At 67.3% G+C, this 17,657-nt stretch carries 17 protein-coding genes; 9 read left to right on the forward strand and 8 right to left on the reverse strand.

Translation table 11 applies throughout. The annotated features are described in order from the left end of the window. The first annotated feature begins 71 nt into the window (after positions 1-71). On the forward strand, positions 72-446 hold the full coding sequence (locus E2F48_RS04095) for a hypothetical protein (RefSeq protein WP_133402754.1): 375 nt from the start codon (positions 72-74) through the stop codon (positions 444-446). 1 nt (position 447) lies between these two features. Next, positions 448-1,629, forward strand: a complete 1,182-nt coding sequence (locus E2F48_RS04100; protein WP_133402755.1) for a glutathionylspermidine synthase family protein — start codon at positions 448-450, stop codon at positions 1,627-1,629. Positions 1,630-1,674: 45 nt separating this feature from the next. On the opposite strand, the gene E2F48_RS04105 is transcribed toward E2F48_RS04100, so the two are convergent. The 5 genes from E2F48_RS04105 to E2F48_RS04125 all read right to left on the reverse strand — a co-directional run bounded on the left by E2F48_RS04105 (position 1,675) and on the right by E2F48_RS04125 (position 4,933). Continuing rightward, positions 1,675-2,346, reverse strand: coding sequence for a M50 family metallopeptidase (locus E2F48_RS04105; protein ID WP_342772576.1), 672 nt, complete (start codon positions 2,344-2,346; stop codon positions 1,675-1,677). Positions 2,347-2,488: 142 nt separating this feature from the next. Continuing rightward, the gene (locus E2F48_RS04110; RefSeq protein WP_133402757.1) at positions 2,489-3,451 is read right to left on the reverse strand and encodes a hypothetical protein; all 963 of its coding nucleotides are present in this window, start codon (positions 3,449-3,451) and stop codon (positions 2,489-2,491) included. Positions 3,452-3,480: 29 nt separating this feature from the next. Further along, positions 3,481-4,110 (reverse strand): MerR family transcriptional regulator, encoded by a 630-nt coding sequence (locus E2F48_RS04115; RefSeq protein WP_133402758.1) that lies wholly within the window; start codon positions 4,108-4,110, stop codon positions 3,481-3,483. Positions 4,111-4,176: 66 nt separating this feature from the next. Beyond that, positions 4,177-4,479, reverse strand: a complete 303-nt coding sequence (locus E2F48_RS04120; protein ID WP_133402759.1) for a DUF1801 domain-containing protein — start codon at positions 4,477-4,479, stop codon at positions 4,177-4,179. A 70-nt stretch (positions 4,480-4,549) separates the two neighbouring features. Continuing rightward, positions 4,550-4,933 carry a DUF1801 domain-containing protein gene (locus E2F48_RS04125; protein WP_221411620.1) on the reverse strand — a complete coding sequence of 128 codons (384 nt, stop codon included), beginning with the start codon at positions 4,931-4,933 and terminating at the stop codon, positions 4,550-4,552. Between the two features lie 232 nt (positions 4,934-5,165). Between E2F48_RS04125 and E2F48_RS04130 the strand changes: the two genes are divergently transcribed. Further along, positions 5,166-5,849 (forward strand): hypothetical protein, encoded by a 684-nt coding sequence (locus E2F48_RS04130; protein ID WP_133402760.1) that lies wholly within the window; start codon positions 5,166-5,168, stop codon positions 5,847-5,849. A gap of 65 nt (positions 5,850-5,914) precedes the next feature. On the opposite strand, the gene E2F48_RS04135 is transcribed toward E2F48_RS04130, so the two are convergent. Continuing rightward, positions 5,915-6,442, reverse strand: coding sequence for a YbhB/YbcL family Raf kinase inhibitor-like protein (locus E2F48_RS04135; RefSeq protein WP_185149789.1), 528 nt, complete (start codon positions 6,440-6,442; stop codon positions 5,915-5,917). Positions 6,443-7,034: 592 nt separating this feature from the next. Between E2F48_RS04135 and E2F48_RS04140 the strand changes: the two genes are divergently transcribed. Continuing rightward, positions 7,035-8,297, forward strand: coding sequence for a L,D-transpeptidase family protein (locus tag E2F48_RS04140; RefSeq protein ID WP_133402762.1), 1,263 nt, complete (start codon positions 7,035-7,037; stop codon positions 8,295-8,297). 51 nt (positions 8,298-8,348) lie between these two features. Here E2F48_RS04140 and E2F48_RS04145 read toward each other — a convergent pair whose 3' ends face one another. Next, positions 8,349-9,056 (reverse strand): SOS response-associated peptidase, encoded by a 708-nt coding sequence (locus E2F48_RS04145; RefSeq protein WP_133402763.1) that lies wholly within the window; start codon positions 9,054-9,056, stop codon positions 8,349-8,351. Between the two features lie 152 nt (positions 9,057-9,208). Here E2F48_RS04145 and E2F48_RS04150 point away from each other — a divergent pair, with 152 nt between their 5' ends. From E2F48_RS04150 to E2F48_RS04160, 3 genes are all read left to right on the forward strand, one after another. Continuing rightward, positions 9,209-10,186 carry a GmrSD restriction endonuclease domain-containing protein gene (locus tag E2F48_RS04150; protein ID WP_133402764.1) on the forward strand — a complete coding sequence of 326 codons (978 nt, stop codon included), beginning with the start codon at positions 9,209-9,211 and terminating at the stop codon, positions 10,184-10,186. Between the two features lie 305 nt (positions 10,187-10,491). Continuing rightward, positions 10,492-10,950, forward strand: coding sequence for a hypothetical protein (locus E2F48_RS04155; protein WP_133402765.1), 459 nt, complete (start codon positions 10,492-10,494; stop codon positions 10,948-10,950). 74 nt (positions 10,951-11,024) lie between these two features. Beyond that, positions 11,025-13,574, forward strand: coding sequence for an AMP-binding protein (locus E2F48_RS04160; protein WP_133402766.1), 2,550 nt, complete (start codon positions 11,025-11,027; stop codon positions 13,572-13,574). A 29-nt stretch (positions 13,575-13,603) separates the two neighbouring features. Here E2F48_RS04160 and E2F48_RS04165 read toward each other — a convergent pair whose 3' ends face one another. Beyond that, positions 13,604-14,434, reverse strand: a complete 831-nt coding sequence (locus tag E2F48_RS04165; protein ID WP_133402767.1) for a DUF1684 domain-containing protein — start codon at positions 14,432-14,434, stop codon at positions 13,604-13,606. Positions 14,435-14,586: 152 nt separating this feature from the next. Between E2F48_RS04165 and E2F48_RS04170 the strand changes: the two genes are divergently transcribed. Beyond that, complete coding sequence (locus tag E2F48_RS04170) at positions 14,587-15,027, forward strand: nuclear transport factor 2 family protein (RefSeq protein ID WP_221411621.1); 441 nt, start codon at positions 14,587-14,589, stop codon at positions 15,025-15,027. A 227-nt stretch (positions 15,028-15,254) separates the two neighbouring features. Next, on the forward strand, positions 15,255-17,594 hold the full coding sequence (locus E2F48_RS17260) for a coiled-coil domain-containing protein (protein ID WP_165968685.1): 2,340 nt from the start codon (positions 15,255-15,257) through the stop codon (positions 17,592-17,594). Positions 17,595-17,657: the final 63 nt, after the last annotated feature.

Here is a 17,657-nt window from a genome sequence, read left to right on the forward strand (position 1 = left end):
TGACCGATATCCATGGCCCATCAGCGGGGAATCGGAATCGAGCCCGCCGAAGTGCGTCCCTTTCCATCGGTGTGACGGCGCTTCTTGCAAGCGCCGTGCTCACCGGCTGCTCGCCCTCGGGCGAGGTGATCGACGCCGACTACGCCCAGGTCTGCCAGGACCGCACCACCCAGGAGCGGGTCGAGGACAGCAAGTGCAGCGAGGAAGGCCGGTCCTCCGGCGTCTACGGGTGGTACTTCTTCGCCATGGGGGCGCGCAGCGCGGCCATCAGCAGGTCCATTCCTCCCGTCGGGTCGCAGCTTGCAGGCGGCGTCACCACGGTTCCTGCTGGTGCTTCGACTCGAAGCGGACTGCCCGCCTCGGGGTCTTCGGCGGTAAGCCGGGGCGGTTTTGGCGACAGTGCCAAGTCGGGCAGCGGCGGCCGCTCGGGAAGCATGGGGGGCTGAGGTGAAACGCATCCCCTCCGTTCCGCGCCCTGACTGGAAACAGAAGATCGAAAGCCAGGGCCTCGTCTTTTCGACGACGGTCCTGCCCGATGGCTCCTCAATCGAGTACTGGAACGAAAGCGCTTTCTACCAGTTCGACCTGGCCGAAGTCGAGATGCTCGAAAAGGTCACCGAGGAACTGCATGGCATGTGCATCGAGGCCGCCCGTTACCTTGCAACCGGGGCTATGGGCACCATCGGCATCGGTCCGGAGGCCCTGAAGCTGGCAGCCAGCTCCCTCTCGCGCAGTGAACCCGCCGTCTACGGGCGCTTCGACTTCGCCTACGACGGCGTGAACCCGCCCAAGATGCTCGAATACAACGGCGATACCCCCACCGGCCTGATCGAAGCGTCGATCGCACAGTGGTACTGGCTGCAGGACGTGATGCCCCACAAGGACCAGTGGAACGGCATCCACGAAGCCCTTGTCCGGGCGTGGGAAAAGCAGCGTGGAGGCCTCGATGGAGCAAGGCTGCACGTGGCCCACACCGAAGTCGAAGAGTCGGGCGAAGACTGGATGACCGCCGCATACATGCTCGATGTCGCCAACCAGGCGGGGTGGGAGACCGTCGGCATCAACATGAGCGACATCGGCTGGAACGCCCGCACCAAGCGGTTCGTCGACCTTGACGAGAACGTCATCAGCAGCATCTTCAAGCTGTATCCGTGGGAACACATGATGAAGGAGGACTTCGGCAGGAACATCCGCGAATGGCCGGTGATGACCCGATGGTATGAACCAGCGTGGAAAATGTTCCTCTCGAACAAGGCGCTCCTTGCCGCGCTCTGGCATCTCTACCCCGGGCACCCGAACCTCCTGCCGTCCTACCTGGACAGCCCCCACGGAATGGAGGAATGGGTAGCCAAACCCCTTCACGGACGCGAAGGGGACAATATCCGCATCCATGCCAAGGGGGTCGAGCTCGAACAGCCCGGAGACTACGGTGCCGAAGGTTGGTGCTACCAGGCCTGGAGCCCCCTGCCCGACTTCGACGGCAATCACCCGGTCCTCGGGTCCTGGATTGTCGACGGAGAAGCGGTCGGTGTGGGCATCCGCGAATCGGACGGGTACATCACCGACTACTTCTGCCGCTTCGTCCCCAATGTCATCGATGCCCCCGCCCCGGTCCTTGGCAGGGCCTGAAGTCGAGCTCCTGAGGGCCGGCCGGGTGCCGCCGTCGTCCAGCGGCTAGAGCGCTGCCACCACCATTCCGACGGCTCGCCAGGCGAGAAACCAGGAGCCGCCGATCACCGCGGTGAACAGGAACAGCCATACGGCGGAGGGGATGACGGTTCGCCGGGAGAGCAGGTACGCGTCCGAGGTTTCAAGTCTGTGCCGGTGCCGGAGATGCACCAGAGTGACGTTGAGCAGGTCGCGTACCGAGCCCACCAGGAGGGCCAGCCCGAGTCCGACGACGATGTGCCCGGTGAACACCGGTGGGACGAAGAGCATCAGCCCGACGGCGGCGGCGATGGTGCCGAGGAGGATCAGCAGGCCCCCGGCGTTCCGGATGAAAAGGACGGTCAGCACAAGGACGAGGGTTCCGGCCGACATCGCGGCCGGCCCCCACCCGGTAAGGCCGGCCCAGACGAGGCCGGCCCCGACCACCGCCGGAACGGGGTAGCCCCAGAACCCCGACCACACCGTCCGGAGCCCGCTTCGGCCAAAGGAGGTGGTTCTGCCGGAGTGGTCGAGCCTCAGGGTGATGCCGGTGATCCTGTGCCCCACCATCAGGGCTGAAAATGCATGCCCGAGCTCGTGTACGACCGTCGACACCAGGCCGAACCACCGCCAGGTGGCCCGCGGAACCGACAGCGCTGCCGCTCCGGCAAGGATGAGTACCAGTTCTATCGACGACACCACCGGAGCCTGACCCCGCGCAAAGGTGCCCAGAAACCATTCACCGAAGGTGCTCAACCGCCCGCCCATTTACTCATGCCGGTCAGCCTAGCGCCTGCCGGCGGGGAACCGGTCGGCGGGGGATCGGACGGCGGATCGACGCCTAGGTGGTTCGGACCGTGGAGGACCGGCCGGCGCGAAGGATGACCGCGATCGCTGCTGCCGCTGCGACGAACAGCCCCGTAGCGGCGGTGGCGGTCACCGGACCCGGTTGGACGATAGATTCACCGGCAAGGGCCTGAAGTGTGAGCACCACAAGCGTTCCGGCGTACAGCAGCGACAGGACGATGACGATACCCAGTCGAACTCCCTCGGGCCGGAGAACCGGGAGCCTGCGGGCAGCCGATGCCAACGCGAGCGCCGCGATCGGCAGTAGCTGCAGGGCGTGCATCCCCACGAAGTGCGGGACCCGCAGGTCGCCGCCCACGGTGCTCCATCCCAGCAGGAACAGCCCGGGACCGCCGTCGGGCACGCCGACGGCGTGGGCTCCGGCCACCCCCTGGAAATCCTCGAGCTGGGCACTGGTGGGTGAGGTCATGAAGTATGCAACACCCATACCGGCCAGGCCAAGGACGACCCCGGCCCGGACCGCCCACGAGACCGTGCGGTCGCCGAGCCGGCTGAGGGCCAGGAGAATGCCGACGAGCAGCGTGGCAAGCCAGACCACCACAATCGAAAGCGCCATGACCCCCCACAGGGTGGCGTGAAGCGGAGTCGAGACGTTGAAGTGGCTCGTGGTACCGAACAGCACGGCGCCGACAATGACGACCATTTCGGCAGCGAGCGCAGCGGCCGCCGCGGTGGCCGTCCACCAGGCGAGTCTCCGTCCGCGGGTGAGAAGGCCCATGAGCCAGGCAAGTGTGAGGGCGTAGATGAAAATCGACAGGGCGAACTTCAGTGGTTTGGCCCACGCCGGAGCGCCGGTGATTTCGCGGGGATCGAGGATCAGCCCCAGCAGGCTGATGACGGCAAGCAGGGCCATGGCCCCGGCGAGGACAAGCAGCGGGCGGTGCCACGTCAGCGAGGCACGGATGGGACGCGGGGAATCCGGGATGAGCAGTTCCATGATGTCTCCAAGGTGATCAGGGAGATGCGTTAGGGAGCGGTTTCGGTGCTCCTGGAGGGGTAGCGCTGACTGGAGAAGTGCTCCTGCGCAGCGCGGCGGAGGGCGGCGAGGAGGGCATCGCCGAGCACGGTGCCGATCACGACGGTCTCGGCTTTGGCCAGCCGGCCCTCCCGGCGGTCAATCAGGTCGATATCGGCTTCGCCGATGATCTCGGCCGCTTTGCGGTAGCTTTCCCGCCACGCGCCGTCGGCCTCAAGCCCGGCATCGGCCATGGCCCTCAGTGCTTTCGCCACGCCGAAACGGCCGGGGCCGTCGTGGTAGGTCAGGCCGGCGAGAAAATCGTCCGCGCGGGCAAGGTCGGCGTCGCTGAGGTCGGTTCCGTCGACGTCGGGTGAGGCCGCGCGCTGGGCGAGGCCGAAGGTCCAGTTCAGCGGCAGGTCGGAGTCGATGGCGTCAAGGACGGTCTTGGCCGAAGCGACAGAGAGTCCGCCCACCTGGGTGAGCGTGCGGATGATCCCGAGGCGCCGCACATGGGCTTCCGAGTAGGCCGCCTGATTGGCATGGGTCTTGGCTCCTGGAGGGAGGAGGCCCTCGCGCAGGTACAGCTTGATCGTGGGCTGGGAGACGCCGCTGGCGGCACTCAGCTGCGAGATCTTCATAATGGATAGTTTAGGTATCTATAGTGGTGGTGTCTATAGTTTCGGACACCCTATCGGCCGGACCGCTTATCCCCGGGCGGTGCCGCGGCGGCTTTCGCCCAGAAGGATCGCGGAATCGAGGAACTCCACGATCCTCCGTTTCGTCCGGTCGTCCTGTGCCGAAATGGGAAGGGAGCGCACCTGCCGGCCATCTCCGATGAGGAGGCTGCCAGGGTCGGGCAGTCGCGCACCGTGCTCGAAGGTGAGCAGCAGGGCACCCGGCCGCGGAAACAGGCCGCAGACGTAGCCGGCACTGGCATGGACGAACCCGATGGTCTGCCACCCTAGGAACACCCGCTGTTCAAGCCCCGGAGCCGCCTCAAGCAGCACGCCGCGGACCAGAGCGCCAACTCGGCGGCGTCGGGGTGGTGCCCGCGGAGGTAGGCCGCGGTGTGGTCCACTACACCCTCATCCAACGGTCGACGAGTCTCAGGAACTCTCCCCGCTTCCGCTCGGCGTCGTCGGCACTGGTGAAGGACACGGTTCCCCGGTCCGGGGCAAGCCACTGCACGAGTCCCGCCTCATCGACGAACTGAAAGCCCACGACGTCGTCGCGGGTCTTCGCGCCGCGGTGCAGGACGATCTGGAGGCGGTCCGTCGGGCGGAGGTTCAAGGTCACGCGGTCCGCTCCCGCAAAACCGAAACTTGGCGCCTTCCACTTGATCTGTTCGGTGATGCCGGGATCAAGGGAGAGAATCTCCGACCGAAGAACCCCGATGACCTCCTTGAAGGGGTGGTGAAGATCGCGCATGAACGCTGTCACCGCCGGCGATTGGTTCTCCATGGTCGTCCTCATCTCCCGACGGTCCGTCGCTCCAGCGGGGGGCCCGTGGAGCAGTTTCGTTACGGAGGGGCGCCCAACCATTCTCGCCCCACCCGCGGCCGGCCGGTAGGCCCCGGACCGTGGTGCCACCCCAGCTACCAGGACGGCACTTCAGCCCTATGCGGTGTCGTCCGGCGCTTCCTAATCTCGAAGAGGAGGCCCAGCCGGGCTCCCGACGAGAAAGGAACCTCCGATGACCCCCTATCTCACCCGCTGGGTCGGCGCCGGACTCATCGCCCTGCCCGTCTCCGCGCTGATGACTGCCTTGTCCACGCTCAAACCACAGCCCGACCAGGAAAAGGACCCTCAGGCGTGGGCCGAGTTCGTCACCGCACCGATATACCTCACAAGTCACCTGATCGGCAGTACCGGTGGCACAATTCTGGGGATCTTCGGATTCCTCACCCTGGGCATCTACCTCACCGGCGGAAGGGCCGCCCGGATCGCGGTTCCCGCAATGGTCATCGCGGTCTTCGCCCAGACTCTGCTGCTGGTGCCTTCGGTCATCTCAACGTTCGTCACGCCGGCCGTCGGCCGCGCCTATCTGACGGGGATGCCGGAGGTCATGGAGCTTGAATTCCCTGCTTCAATGGTGGCCACGTTCGTGCTCGGGCTCCTGCTCGCCTTCGTCGGCCAGGTGCTCCTCGGGGTGGCCGTGTGGCGCTCGACCGTCCTCCCCAAGGCGGCCGGAGCCCTGTGGATCGCCGCCACGGTGATCTTCTACCCGCTGGGGGTAGTGCTGGGAATGGTGACCACCGGCAGCAGCCTGCCCACCCAGCCGGTCGGCGCCCTCCTTGCGGCCGTCGCCGGCGGTTGGATCGCCTGGACCGCTCGTCCTCGGCAGCGGGGCCGGCTTCAGCGCAGTGGGTCGGCCTGACCGGGCGTCAGGTCCACCCGCGGGCGTCGGCCCCTCCACCGAGGAATATTGGCCGTCGCGCCTTTTTACTGCTCGAACGTACCGATCACTCGTGCCCGGCCCAACGTATGCGGGTACAGGTTGAAGCCCAGGAACGCGACACCGGCGTCGGCGGGCAGCTCAAGCCGCTCGACATCGACGGCGTGCACCACGAAATGGTAGTGGTGGGTGCCATGGCCGGGAGGCGGCGCGGCGCCGACGTAGCCCCGGAATCCGGCGTCGTTGCGCAGCTGAACTGCCCCATCGGGCAGCAGCGACCCGTCCTCGGATCCTGCACCTGCGGGCAGGGACGTGACGTCGGTTGGAATGTTGAAGACGCCCCAGTGCCAAAATCCGCTGGCCGAGGGTGCGTCCGGGTCATAGGCGGTGACGGCGAAACTCTTCGTCCCCTCGGGGAAGCCACGCCAGGACAGCTGTGGCGACACGTCCTCGCCACCGGCGCCGAAAACGCCGGAGACCTGCGGCGCCCGAAGCGGCTGAAGATTTTCGACGTCGTCACTGGTCACCTCAAACTCGGCTACCACCGGCAGATCGGCGTAGGGGTCGCGGGTCATCACTGCCTCCTCGATTCATTGGGATATCGGAGTGCTTGTCCACGGGACGGCCCGGTTCCGGCTGCCCTGTCCATCGACGGTGGCCCGGCCGCGCTGCGGGGTGCCAGCCTAACAGAGCCGCAATCCCGGCTGAATGCCCTCGTCACGGCTTTTTTGGCGCGCGGCGGCGGTACCGCAGCGGCACCGAATTGCCGTCCATTGGCGGTGAATAACGGTCCGGCTTTCGGCCTGCACACTGGGTCATCGACGGAATCCGGGACGGATAACCATTCGGCGACAGGATCTACCGGGAACTTTGCGGCTCCCCGTGAATCCGATACGCTCCGGTGATCAGGTTTAATATGGGGGGATTTGGGATGATGAAATCATCGTTTGGCGTGGCAACATCACCGCCGACCGCAACGAGTGGGTAATTACGTTTCTGCACTGCCCTTTCCGGGAAAGCCCGGCGGTTAACCGCCTGCGGCACACGGCAGCGGCCCTTCCGCAACCCACCCTCCGCTGACTCCAGCGCTCTGCCCGCTTGCTCTGTCGCGCGCCCGGCGGTCCTCTCTGCGGTAATTCCTCCCTTCACTTTGCGCAAAAGGTATCTATGAAAACACGATCCGCGGGGCTGCGGACCATCGCCGCGGTACTTGCCGCGGCCGGCATACTGGGCGGCCTCCTCGTACAAGCGCCCGCGGCACGGGCCGACATTCGAGAGGCCGTCCAGGAGACGAACCCCTGCGAACGGTTGAACGCAGGCCAGGTGCTGTATCCGGGGTACGGAGCAAACCGGGTCACGTTCGCGACCACGGCCCACCGCAGCAGCAGTGGCGCCCTGGTCACCACCTGCGTGAGGTCGGGTGAGCGCTACGTGCAGGACTGGCAGAGCCCCGGAAACGTGGGGCGGAATGGGTTTCGGGCACCCGGGGTCCCAAGCGGCCACACGGCGGCGGAGTATTCCCCGACGGGCTCCTACTCGGTCACCGAAGGCTTCGGGCTGTGGAACCCGGGCACCCGGCTCCGCTTCCGGATCCTTAACAGTCGATCCCGCTGGGGCGGCGGCGGAGAATATTCGTCCGATTACAATCGATATTTCGAATCGACTTCCCACGACTTCCCCGACGAAGACATGTGGGATTTCGCGACGCGCCCGACTGGAGATTACCGGCAGGGCGTGGTCCTAAATTACAACAGGCCACCGGATTCACCCATCCGGGAGGGTGCCGGATTCGCAATTTTTATGCATTCGAATCCGGCGCCGACGGCGGGATGCATCGCGTTGCCTGAGGCGCTGGTCACCCGCTATCTCAAGCATGCGGTGCCCGGTGACCGGGTCATCATGGGCGCGGTGGGTGATGTCTTCACCCCCTACTCCGCTGACCCGACCGGTCCGGTCACCAGCAAATACACGGTGGCCGGTGGGCGGGTGGCGTTGGGCGGGCCCGTGGGCGATGAGGTCACGGGGCTGACGCGTGGCGGGAGTTCCCAGGATTTCGAGCGGGGGACCGTTCGCTGGTCACCGGGCGGCGGGGCGCACGTCGTCCGGGGTGCGATCCGGGGCGCCTATGACCGGTCGGGCCGGGAGCAGGGAGCCCTGGGGTATCCGACGTCGGATGAGGCGGGCGGAAACGGCGGGGTTTTCCAGACGTTCGAGGGCGGGGCGGTCTACTTCTCCCGTGCGACCGGTGCCCGGATCTCCACGGGCCTGATCCACGACCTCTACGTGGCGGAGGCTCGGGCGGGCCGGTTGGGCTATCCGACGTCCAACCCAACTCCGATCCTCGGCGGAGTCCGCCAGGCCTTTCAGGGCGGGTCGATCACCTGGTCCCTGGCCGCAGGGATCCGGGTGGAACGGCTGCCTTCTCTGTAACTTCTCGGGGCAACAGCCAACTGGCAGGGGGGCAGCGGGCAATGGGCGGGGCTATTCGGCCGGTTCGATGAGGTGCGGCCCGTCGTTGCGGACCGAGCCCACTTCCTTGCCCACGACGCGGGGGACGAGGACGGGTTCAGGGATCGCGTCGATCAGTTCCTGGACGTCCTGTTTCGAGGTCACCGCCGGATCGAGCCAGTCCGCATGGAGGTCCTTCGGGACGATCAGCGGGGAGCGGTCGTGGATGTGCCCGAGGCTGTCGGTGGCGTCCGTGGTCAGGATGGTCGCCGTGGTCAGCCACTTCTCCGGATCTCCATCCGCCTTCTCCGGATCCGGCCAGAACTCGTACAGGGCGGCGAAGGCGATCAGGTCGTCCTCCCGCTCCGGGTGGAGGTATGTGGGGGTCTTCGTTCCGTCGGGATTCTTCTGCCATTCGTAGTAGCCGTTCGCGGGCACCAGGGCCCGGCGTTTGGCGGCCGCGGTGCGGAAGGAGGGCTTGTCGAGGACCGATTCGGCGCGGGCATTGATCATCCGGGAGCCGATCTTGGGGTCCTTCGCCCATACGGGGACAAGGCCCCAGCGGGCAATGTCCAGCCGGCGGGTCAGGGTGCCATCACTGAGTCGTTCCGAAACGAAGGGGATCCCTGTCATCGGGGCCACGTTCCAGGACGGGTTCATTTCGTCCTCGAACGACTCGTCCACGCTGAACGCATCGAGCATTGCCGCCTTGTTTCCCGCGATCACGAAACGTCCGCACATGCTGCTATTGTGCCGCACTCCCCGCCCGGAGTCCGCTCCCTTCCGGTGGTGTCGAGACCGAATCGTCAGCCGTACGGCGGGCCGCCGATAAGCGGGCGTGCCCCGGCGGTAGTGTCGAGGCTCAGCAATTGCACCATCACACCCTGGGAACCATGCACCTTCGTACCACGAGAGCCGCCATCCTGCTCGGGGCCGCCCTGGCCGCCGGGGCCGTCGGCTGTTCGCCCGCCCTGCAGGGCGCCCCGGCCCCCGCGCCGTCAGCGGCCGCCGCCCCGTCCCCCACCCCGACGGGCGGGGAGTCGGACGGGCCGACAGCTCCCGGCGCACCGGCCGCCCCGATGCCGCCGGCCGGAACGGCGCTCGCAGGCCTCGAGGCGCTCCCCGTCAAGGGGCGGGCGCCGAAGACCGGATACGACCGGGAGAAGTTCGGGCCGGCCTGGGCCGACGTTGATCGGAACGGCTGCGATACCCGCAACGACATCCTTGCCACAAATCTCTCCGAGGAGAGTTTCAAGCCCGGCACCCGGGACTGCGTGGTGCAGGCCGGTGTCCTGGAGGACCCCTACACTGCGGCGACCATAACGTTCGTCAAGGGTGGGGAGGCCCTCGTCGACATTGATCACGTCGTGGCGCTGGGAAATGCCTGGGCAACGGGCGCCCAGCAGCTTTCGGACCAGGACCGGCTGCACTTCGCCAATGACCCGCTGAACCTCCTCGCCGTCGACGGGCCGGCCAACCGGCAGAAGGGCGACGCCGATGCCGCAACGTGGCTTCCGCCCAACACGTCGTTCCGGTGCGCCTACGTGGCCCGGCAGACGGCGGTCAAGCTCAAGTACCGCCTGTGGGTGACGGCCGCCGAACGAGGCGCCATTGAGCGGATTCTCAGGTCCTGCCCCGGCCAGCCGCTTCCCGACGCAACCACCGCTCCGCCCGCCGGCGCCGCCGGGGAGCCCGGGGAAACTGCGCCCACCGGGCCCGGCGGTGGGGGGAGCGTGCCGCCGGCCGGGAAGGTGACCTACGGAAGCTGCTCGGACGTAGAGGCGGCCGGCGCCGCGCCGATCACTCCGGCGGACCCGGGGTGGGATGCCTCGTTCGACCGGGACGGCGACGGTATCGGGTGCCAGTCCTAGGCCCGTTCCAGACGATCAGCGCGCTTTCAGACGCTCCAGACACGCCCACGGTTGCCCTTTTTCGAATTGCGTGCGACGCGGAAATTGCATGTTACGCTCCGGTAATGTCGCCGACTCTATCGGTCGACTAATGCGCCACCGATGCATTTAAGTGACGTGGAGCCGGGGCCCGCGAGGGCAGGTCGGCCGCCGAACAGCGAAGGTCTCACCATGCCATGTGCACACCACGGGTTCGCCCCTGTCGCGGCGGACGCCGCATCAATCGGCCATCGGGCCGCCCTCCCCACACGCTTGAGGCGCACCGCGTGAGTGCGGCTGCAGAATACGATCCCGGGTCCGGAGCCCTTTCGGGCCGGAACACGCTGAGGCATCGCAGCGGCGCTGAGCGGGACCCTGAAAAGTGGACCGGGAACCTCGTGGACTGCGACGCGGGCATCGAGCAAAGCGGTTCTCCGGCCCAGGGAACCACTCGGGGCCCTTCCCTGATCGACGTGGTGCTCGATACCGCCGATCCCAGCCCGGACGAGCTGCTTTGGGCCATCGAGGGGCTGGCCGCCGAACTCGATCACTGCATCGTCCGCCTCGCGCATGCTTCCTCGGCAGGAATCGCCGATCGGGACCTGCGGGTTGCCAACAGTTCGGCGGCGGAGTGGGTGCGGCGGACCCTCGAGGACATCGTGGCCACCTCGGCGGGGATCCGCTTCGCCGGCTGGGATCAGCTCCAGTCCTCCCCGGCGAGGGAAGACCTTCCCGCTGCCGGCTGACGGGGCCGGTCCGGCCCCGGCAGCAGACGCGGAGCCGTTTTTACTTAGGTAAGCCTTCCTCATAAGGTTACGCAGTGACCTCGAACCTGTTCCTCACGCGTGCCTCCTTCGCCGCTGATCTCGCCCACTTCGGGGACCGCCCCGCGGTGCTGACCGAGGGGTCGACCCTCAGTTACCGTGAACTGGCCGGCCGCGTCGAGGCCTTCGCCGCCCGCCTTGGCACCCAGCGGCGGCTGGTGGCCCTCGCGGCCGCCAACGATCTTGATTCGCTCATCGCCTACCTCGCGGCGCTCACGGCCGGCCACCCCCTCATCCTCGTCCCGGGCGACAAGCCGGCGGCCCTTGACTCCATCGTGGCGGCGTACGACCCCGACGTCGTCCTGCGCTCCGGCGGTTTTCCCTCCTTCGAGGAGCGGCGCCCCGGCACCGTGCATGAACTGCACCCCGAGCTTGCCCTGCTGGTCAGCACGTCCGGCTCAACCGGTTCCCCCAAACTGGTAAGGCTCTCCCACGAAAACCTCCAGTCCAACGCCGAGGCCATCGCCGGGTATCTTGCGATCGGACCCGAGGACCGCGCCGCGACGACGCTGCCCCTGTCCTACTGCTACGGACTGTCGGTGATCAACAGCCACCTGCTCCGGGGGGCGGGCCTGGTGCTGACCGACCTGTCCGTCGTCGACCCCTGCTTCTGGGAGCTGTTCCGCGCCCACGGCGTGAGCTCCTTCGCGGCCGTGCCCTACACCTTCGAGCTCCTTGAACGGGTGGGCTTCGCCGCCCTTGACCTTCCTTCCCTGCGGTACGTCACCCAGGCCGGAGGCCGGCTCGCGCCCGAGCAGGTGCGCCGGTACGCGGCGCTCGGCTCTGAGCGCGGCTGGGACCTGTTCGTCATGTACGGTGCCACCGAGGCCACGGCCAGGATGGCCTACCTTCCCCCGGACCTTGCGGCCTCCCACCCGGGCACCATCGGCATCGCGGTGCCGGGCGGGGCCTTCCGTATCGACCCGGTGCCCGGGCTCGATGACGGCGAACTCGTGTACACCGGCCCGAACGTCATGCTCGGCTATGCCGAGGTGCCGGCCGATCTGGCGCTGGGCCGGACCGTTGAGGAGCTGCGCACCGGGGACCTGGCGCGCCGGCACCCCAACGGCCTGTACGAGGTGGTGGGGCGGCGCAGCCGGTTCCTCAAGATCGTCGGACTGCGCGTCGACCTCGGCCAGGTTGAACGGATTCTCGACGGCCTCGGTGTGCGCGCCCTCAGTACCGGAACCGACGAGCGGCTCGTGGTCGCGGCCGAGGGCGGAGCCGATGTGAGGCTGCTCGGCAAGGTCCTCGCCCAGCAGTTGGGGTTGCCCCGGGCCGCCGTCGAGGTTCACGGCGTCGATCGGCTCCCGCGCCTGTCCAGCGGAAAACCCGATTATCCAGCTGTGCTCGCCCTGGCGGCGGCATCGGTAGGGGCGGTGCAGGAGGAGCCCTCTGCCGGGGACGGCCCGGAGGACCTTCGAAGGATCTACGCTGAACACCTTGAGTGCGGCGCCGTCCGGGACGAGGACACCTTTGTCTCCCTCGGCGGAGATTCGTTGTCCTACGTGGCACTGTCGGTCCGGCTCGAAAAGGTCCTTGGTGCCCTTCCGGCCGACTGGCACCTGATGCGGGTCGGGGACCTCGCCCGGCCGGCCCGGAAGGCATACCCGGCGCGGCGCTTCCTCGCCCCGCTCGAGACGAGCATCGTCCTGCGCGCCGTCGCCATCATTTTCATCATCAGCACCCACGTGGGCTTGTTCACGTGGCCGGGAACCGCCCATGTGCTGATGGCCGTGGCCGGTTACAACTTCGCCCGGTTCCAGCTCGCGGGGGAGCGGGTTGCCCGCCTGCGGCGCCAAATACGGAGCCTCGGACGGATCGTGGTGCCCAGCGTGGCCTTTATCGCCTTTGCCTACCTGGTGACCGACCGGTACTCCCTGGCGAACATCGCGCTCCTGAATTCGCTGATCGGGCCCCGGCACGTGACCGCGGAGTGGCAGTTCTGGTTCGTCGAGGTGCTCGTGTATGTCCTGATCTTCCTGCTGGCGCTGCTCGCGCTTCCGTGGGTGGACCGGGCCGAGCGGGCCGCACCGTTTGCCTTCCCGCTCGCCCTGACGGCCCTCGGCATGCTGGGCCGCTACGACCTCCCGCACATCAGCGTCCCGCACACCGCACCGGTGCTGTGGCTCGTTGGCCTGGGCTGGCTGATGGCCCGGTCCCGGACCACCCTCCAGCGGGCGGTAGTGACGGTCATCGCGGTGCTGAGCGTGCCCGGCTTCTTCGATGACGCGGCACGCGAAGCGACCCTGCTCGGAGGGCTCCTGCTGCTGACCTGGCTTCCTGCCATCCCCCTGCCGCGCCGGCTCCACCGACCGGTCGGGGTCCTTGCCAGTTCCTCGCTGTATGCCTACCTCACCCACTGGCTGGTCTTTCCCCTGCTGGAGCCCTTCAGTCCTGCGCTCGCAGTGGGCGCCTCGTTGGCCGCCGGCGTGGTGTACTGGGCCCTGACGCAGCGCATTGTAGGCGCAGCCGGCCGAGTCAGGGCGCGCCGGGCACCGGGGCCTCGCAAGGCCCCCGTAACGGAAACGGCGTCCACCCGCTAGTGGTGGACGCCGTTCGGCCGGGGTGATCCTCAGCCGGCAGGCTGGATGTCGAAGGCCTTTTCGCCGGCTTCGATCTCCACATCGAGGCTGTTGTTCCTCACCGGCATCGCGCAGGTGCCGTAGGGAGTGAAGGCGCTCGGATAGTTGATCGCACGGTTGAAATCGAGGACCACTGTTCCGTCGGGGCGGGGCCGGCCCGTTTCCACCTTCCGCCAGTCATCCGTCGTTTCGCCGTTGGTCTTGTCGTGGAAGGTCACGGTCAGCGCGCCGAGTTTCCCTTCCTCAGCCTGCAGCCGGTACTCGTGGTCGATGCCGGGCAGCCGGAACACGAGCTCGCCGGCGCTGCGGTGCACCCCGTCCACGAGTGGGTTCGCCGTTCCGATCGGCACGTCGACCGGCTCCGGGTAACGCTCGAAGCGGGCAAGGACGGCGAGTTCCGGGCGGTAGTCGAAGGTGGGAACTCCCTCAAACTCGGTGAACACCGGGGAGCGCGAATCTCGGGTGCGGATGGCGTACCTGTCACCCCGGACGGCGAGCTCGACCACAACGCGCCGGCCGTCCTCGCCGCCGAAGGCGACCCACATGAGCGACTCCTCATTGGCGAGGCTGGCGGTGAGGGTTCCTTCGACGGGCTCGCCCGTCTCCACAAGCGTCAACCCGTCCGCGGCGGCGGCCGTGAGGACGGCCTTCGTACCGTCTGTCGACCACAGCCCGGGAACCAGCTCCAGCGGGGAGGGCTCGGCCGGAAGCCACTGCAGCGAGGTGAGCGTCAGCCAGCCGTGCTCCTTGGCCAGAGCGGTGTTCCGGCTGTTGCGAAAGCGAAGCCATCGCTCCAGCTGGGCATTTTCGGGGGTGCTCATTCTTCCTCCAAGGATAGTTAATTCCCTTCTCTCAACCGCCTGCCGGGGTCCAGAATTCCCGGCAGGACGGCGACGGGAGCCCACCCCGGGCGGTGCTTCCCGGGGGCATCAACCTCTGGCTGTTCACGTCCGCGCGGCGTAGCATGACCGCCATGGCTGAGTCTGACATCGGGACTCTCATCCGCCGGGGGATCGACGCCGGTGACGCATCGGTGATGCGCGAGGCGTTCCTGTGCCTGATCGGCGGTGGCCATGACTCGCTCTCTCCCGAGGCCGAGTACGAACTGCGGCATCCGGACTACGTCATGGAAATGCCGCAGTCCGGGGAACGGATCCGCGGGCGGGACGCGATGCGCTCCATGCAGGAGCAATTCCCAGCACCACCCGACGTCACCGTCCGGCGGGTCACCGGCGCCGGGACGGTCTGGGTTCTTGAAGGGGTCAACGACTACGGCGGCGGAGAGCTGTGGAGCGTCGTCGTCATCCTCGAATTCGACGGCGAAGGGCGGATCCTGCGCGACACCCGCTACTACGCAAAACCGTTCGACCCTCCGGACTGGCGCGCCGGCCTCGTTGAGCGAATGGGCGAGTGAAGCCAATTGCGCTCGGGTTGACGGCCACTTGCTGGCACCTAGGCGTCCGCACCGCCCCGGCGCCAGGAAGAAGCCCTTGCTCCCGCGATGGGGCAGCAGGTAGATCGGCGCCCCGCTGACCAAGTAGTCCGAAGGGCATTGGGGTAGTGGGTACTGTGTCCTAGCGCAACTAATGGCCATAGGTTCTTTGAGGCATCCAAATCATCTTTTCGGTCTCAGGAGTATTCATGCGCGACTCTTTCGCGACATCCGCCCTTACCCGCCGTGTTGCAAGCGCAGTGATCCTGCCGGGCATCCTGACAAGCGTGCTCGTCTTCGCCCCGCAGGCGTCGGCGACGACCGGCCCGACTTCGGGTATCTGCAACGGTGTGGTCAATCAGCAGGCGCACCGCGGAAGCGTGCAGGAAAACCTCCTCCGGGCCGCCGCCAAGAAGAACGCCGAGCAGATCACCAAGCTGCAGACCGAGCGGACCCAGCTTCAGGCGACCGCCGCCGCCCTCACGTCCCAGATCGTCGAGGCCGATAAGGCGATCGCCGCCCTCGACACCGAGGCCGCGCAGCTAGACCTCGATATGAAGGATGCCGAAGCGGAAATTGCGGCGCTGACGGCGGATCAGGCGAGCACCGGCAAGTCGATCCAGGAAGCCGAAGCGGCCCTGGCTGGCCTCAAATTGCAGCAGGCAGACGCCTCGGCAAAGCTGGTGCCCCTCCAGGAACAGCTGGCTGCCGCACAGGAAGCCACAGCCACCCTGCAGGAGCAGGCCGCGGCTGTCGACGCCGACCTTGCCGTCAATCGGGAGGCGGCCGACGCCGCCGCCGAGGGGTTGGCCCTGCTCGAAGCGACGGCCGCCCAGGCAACCGGTGAGCTCGATGCACAGAATGACGCAATCGCCGCCGCCGAGGCTGCACTCGTTTCACTGACCACAACTGCGGAGGATGCCGCCGCCGCGGTGGCGGCCGCCACGCAGGCCATCACCGACGCGGAGGCGGAACTCCAGCACCTCGTGGACTCCGGCACCGCAGCCCAGGCCGACCTCGATGCCCAGATGGCCAAGATTGACGAGGCGAAGACCAACCTCGCCACCCGCCAGGCCGACGCCGAGAAGGCAGCGGACGCCGTCACCGCGAAGAACGTCGAGATAAACACCGCACAGGGCCAGCTCACAGCACTTCAGGCCGATGCACAGAAGGCGGCGGACGCGGTCACCGCGAAGAACACTGAGATCGCTGCCGCACAGAATCAGCTTCCGGCCCTGAAGTCCGCCGCCGCGGATGCGGCCAATGCGGTTGACGCCAACAACGCTGCCATCACTTTGGTTGGCGGGCAGATCACGAAGCTCCAGCAGGACATCGATGCAGCCACGTCTGCCATCTCAACCAAGCAGGCCCAACTGACGAAGGCGAAGGAGGAGCTGGCGGCCGACCAGAAAACGAAGTCGGCCCTGGAGGCGGTCATTGCGGACCTCACGGCCCAAATCAATGCGTTCAACGGCAACGGCACACCCCCCAGGAAGCAGGCATTGATCGACCAGCGCGCCGAGAGGCAGGCCCAGCTGACCTCGGTGACAAACCAGATCACCGACAAGAACACGTTGATCTCCGGCCTGCAGGGTAATCTCACCACGCTCCAGAACCAGGTCAACGCACTCAACACCCAACTGGCTGCCAAGCAGGGCGAGAGCAGCGCCCTGCAGCGGCAGACGGCTCCACTGCAGGCCGCGCTGACCGCGGCCCAGGGAGCTGTCGCCACCAAGGAAGCGGAAATCCTGACCCTCCAGGGCCAGCTGCCCGCCCTTGGAACGGCTCTGACCGAGGCCAACGCCGCGGTGGCTTCCAAGCAGGGCGAACTGACTGTCCTGGAGGCGAAGCTGCCGGCCCTCGAGGACGCTGCAGCCGCCGCCGCCGGTGCCGTGAGCGCCCAGGAGAAGGTCGTCGCCGACCTCGAAGCGGGCCTGCAGGCCCTCACCGAGGGCGTCGCGGAGGCCGGGGCGGCCATCGCCGCCCAGCGGGTGGCGCTCGAGGATCGGCGGGGGGACCTAGCGGAGGCCGAGGATGCGCTCGAAGCTGCGGCTGCGGCCGTGGACGCCAAGAACGCAGAGCTTACGGGCCTGAAGGACCGGCTGCCAGCGCTCCAGGCTTCGGCGGACAGCGCTGCTGCGGCCGTGACTGCCAAGCGGAGCGAGATCGCGAAGCTGAATGCCGATATGGACAAGCTCGTGACGGACCTCGCGGCGCTGAACGGGCAGCTCACCGCCAAGGAGGCCGAGGTCCTCGGGCTCCAAAACCGGGTGGCTCCGCTGCTGACCCAGTTGAACAGCCTCAATGGGGAGATCAGCGCTGCGGAAGCAGCCCTCAAGACCCTCCAGGGCCAGCTGACCACCCTCGACAAGCAGGTCACCGATGCCCAGGCGGTCCTTCGGAATCTCGAGGCGCAGAAAAAGGTGAATACGGCGGCCGTCGCGGCCCAGCGGGCCACAGTGAAGTCGCTGGGGGACCAGCTGGGAGCCGTCCAGTCCAAGATCCGCTCCATCGATGCGCAGATCGCGCCCGGTGGCTGCGTCGCCTGATCACAGGGGCAGAACCCACGGAAGGCCGCCGCCCGATGCATCGACCGGGCGGCGGTCTTCCGC

Source organism: Arthrobacter crusticola (genome assembly GCF_004357995.1).
GTDB lineage: Bacteria > Actinomycetota > Actinomycetes > Actinomycetales > Micrococcaceae > Arthrobacter_D > Arthrobacter_D crusticola.

Excerpts from the sequence above, each read along its gene's own strand:
- E2F48_RS04110 (WP_133402757.1), bottom strand. The coding sequence starts at position 3,451 with ATGGAACTGCTCATCCCGGATTCCCCGCGTCCCATCCGTGCCTCGCTG.
- E2F48_RS04115 (WP_133402758.1), bottom strand. The coding sequence starts at position 4,110 with ATGAAGATCTCGCAGCTGAGTGCCGCCAGCGGCGTCTCCCAGCCCACG.
- E2F48_RS04125 (WP_221411620.1), bottom strand. The coding sequence starts at position 4,933 with ATGGAGAACCAATCGCCGGCGGTGACAGCGTTCATGCGCGATCTTCAC.
- E2F48_RS04130 (WP_133402760.1), top strand. The coding sequence starts at position 5,166 with ATGACCCCCTATCTCACCCGCTGGGTCGGCGCCGGACTCATCGCCCTG.
- E2F48_RS04135 (WP_185149789.1), bottom strand. The coding sequence starts at position 6,442 with ATGACCCGCGACCCCTACGCCGATCTGCCGGTGGTAGCCGAGTTTGAG.
- E2F48_RS04140 (WP_133402762.1), top strand. The coding sequence starts at position 7,035 with ATGAAAACACGATCCGCGGGGCTGCGGACCATCGCCGCGGTACTTGCC.
- E2F48_RS04145 (WP_133402763.1), bottom strand. The coding sequence starts at position 9,056 with ATGTGCGGACGTTTCGTGATCGCGGGAAACAAGGCGGCAATGCTCGAT.
- E2F48_RS04150 (WP_133402764.1), top strand. The coding sequence starts at position 9,209 with ATGCACCTTCGTACCACGAGAGCCGCCATCCTGCTCGGGGCCGCCCTG.
- E2F48_RS04165 (WP_133402767.1), bottom strand. The coding sequence starts at position 14,434 with ATGAGCACCCCCGAAAATGCCCAGCTGGAGCGATGGCTTCGCTTTCGC.
- E2F48_RS04170 (WP_221411621.1), top strand. The coding sequence starts at position 14,587 with ATGGCTGAGTCTGACATCGGGACTCTCATCCGCCGGGGGATCGACGCC.
- E2F48_RS17260 (WP_165968685.1), top strand. The coding sequence starts at position 15,255 with ATGCGCGACTCTTTCGCGACATCCGCCCTTACCCGCCGTGTTGCAAGC.